Origin of the sequence: Liquorilactobacillus sp., assembly GCF_047719775.1 — a bacterium.
Classification (GTDB): Bacteria; Bacillota; Bacilli; order Lactobacillales; family Lactobacillaceae; genus Liquorilactobacillus.
Map to the genome: position 1 here is coordinate 1 of NZ_JBDNTS010000044.1, position 1,674 is coordinate 1,674.

The following is a 1,674-nucleotide window of genomic DNA, read 5'->3' on the forward strand; positions in this document are numbered from 1 at the left end:
CTTCTTTACTGTATATTGATTTAAGTGTACACCGTCAGGCTTTTTTACTGTCTAAATTTAACTAGCACCACGCGTATGAGTATTATAATTGAAAATACTAAAAATAAGACTTATGGTTTGCTTGTAAATATTTTTATATAATTCGTAGACTAAGATTTTGCTACTTTAGAGGTCGATGAACAATGAAAAACAGAAAATTAGGGTTAGTTCTATTGGCAAGTGCAATTTTAACTGCCACATATATACCAACAAGCAGGGCTTCTGCAGATACTACCCAGTTAAAACAAACTAATGTCATAAAGGATGCTGGTCAAACAACTGAAACAGCAAAATTATCAGATTCAGAAAATAATCAATTGACTGATAATCAAATTAATCAACTTGATCCATATGTAAAAGTTGTTAATAATCAATACGTATTACAGCTCCCTGAAAATAATAATGTTTCTCAAAGCATGGTTACAGAAATAGAAGATGAGCTTTCACAAGTCAATGCTGACATTAAAAGCAACGGCTATACTATCAAGACTAATGATAAGTCATATGGAGCTTCAACAAGTGCAGCATTCGGTGTAGTATTGGCCAAGTCTTCACCAAATCCAACTATTAAACGTTTTTGGTGGGGGATTAGGGTGTATATGCGCAATAAGACAGCAGTAAATAAAGAGATAGCAGAATCCAAAAATGGTCAAGCTATTGCTGAATTTGGATCACTTGTATCTCCACCAGTCGGAGTTACCCTTTCTGTCTATTTTAGCAATATAGCAGATCACCTGACTAATATGAGAGATGCTCACCCGCATAGTAAACTTTATATGGACATTAATCGTTTTGGCGTTTATAAAATCAAAACGTATTAATTTAGAGAGCCTGTCTAAATTATGTTCCATAGTGCTAATACAAATAAGCAACGTCTAGGAGGAATATAAATTGTCATTAACTGAATTGGGAAGCTTTGTACTGCTTATCTCATTGGTATACTGGTGGTTTTTAATGTGGCATTCATTTAAACTAACCAGGAAAACGTTAGTAATTTTAAATACCGTTGGCACTGCCTTAATGACCGTTTTGACGTGGCCCATCACCTATGGAATGTTACTGATTCCGATTTTAATTATTTACGCTGTATCGACTTTTATCATCTTTAAATTACCACTGGCAGCCAAATAGTATGAGAAAAAGCTTTTGCCCTAGTTGTAATTCTTTTAATCATACTGTGGGCAAGTAATCACTACGATTTTCCATATCATGATTTAGTTGGTTACATCCAATGGGGCTTATAACGTTAAGTGGTGCAGTACGCTTCTGGTTACCCAATAGCCGTAACAAGATAAAAGTGAGTTTACTACAGTATTATCCATTAATCACATTGGTGGTGCCAGCACATAATGAGGAGCTTGTCATTGAACAAACAATTAGAGCCATTTTTAACTTAAATTATCCCAATGATAAACTTGAAATACTTTTATATGCAGATAATTGTACAGATGGAACCGCAAAAATAATGCGAAAAACAATTTTAGAAGCGGCTGTACAAGGACAAAAGGTAAAGGTTCTTGAGCGTAGTGGGAGTGGTGGCAAAGCCGGTGTACTTAACGATGCTTTAAAGATTGGATGTAAGCTGATTCGCCTTGTTTATATAGGTTGATGATGTTTTGTTTGAATTCTTTGTCG

At 34.8% G+C, this 1,674-nt stretch carries 3 protein-coding genes; all 3 read left to right on the forward strand.

The features are described 5' to 3' along the window. Positions 1-182 precede the first annotated feature (182 nt). The 3 genes from ABF682_RS11875 to ABF682_RS11885 all read left to right on the forward strand — a co-directional run bounded on the left by ABF682_RS11875 (position 183) and on the right by ABF682_RS11885 (position 1,648). On the forward strand, positions 183-860 hold the full coding sequence (locus ABF682_RS11875) for a hypothetical protein (protein ID WP_415619933.1): 678 nt from the start codon (positions 183-185) through the stop codon (positions 858-860). A 70-nt stretch (positions 861-930) separates the two neighbouring features. Next, entirely contained in the window at positions 931-1,170 is a 240-nt protein-coding gene (locus ABF682_RS11880; protein WP_022638442.1) for a hypothetical protein, read from the forward strand. A 100-nt stretch (positions 1,171-1,270) separates the two neighbouring features. Next, a complete protein-coding gene (locus tag ABF682_RS11885; RefSeq protein WP_415619934.1) occupies positions 1,271-1,648 on the forward strand; it encodes a glycosyltransferase in 378 nt (125 codons plus the stop codon). The last annotated feature ends 26 nt before the right edge of the window (positions 1,649-1,674 follow it).

Bases quoted from the DNA above. Each gene is read 5' to 3' on its own strand.
- ABF682_RS11875 (WP_415619933.1), top strand. From the start codon at position 183: ATGAAAAACAGAAAATTAGGGTTAGTTCTATTGGCAAGTGCAATTTTA.
- ABF682_RS11885 (WP_415619934.1), top strand. From the start codon at position 1,271: ATGGGGCTTATAACGTTAAGTGGTGCAGTACGCTTCTGGTTACCCAAT.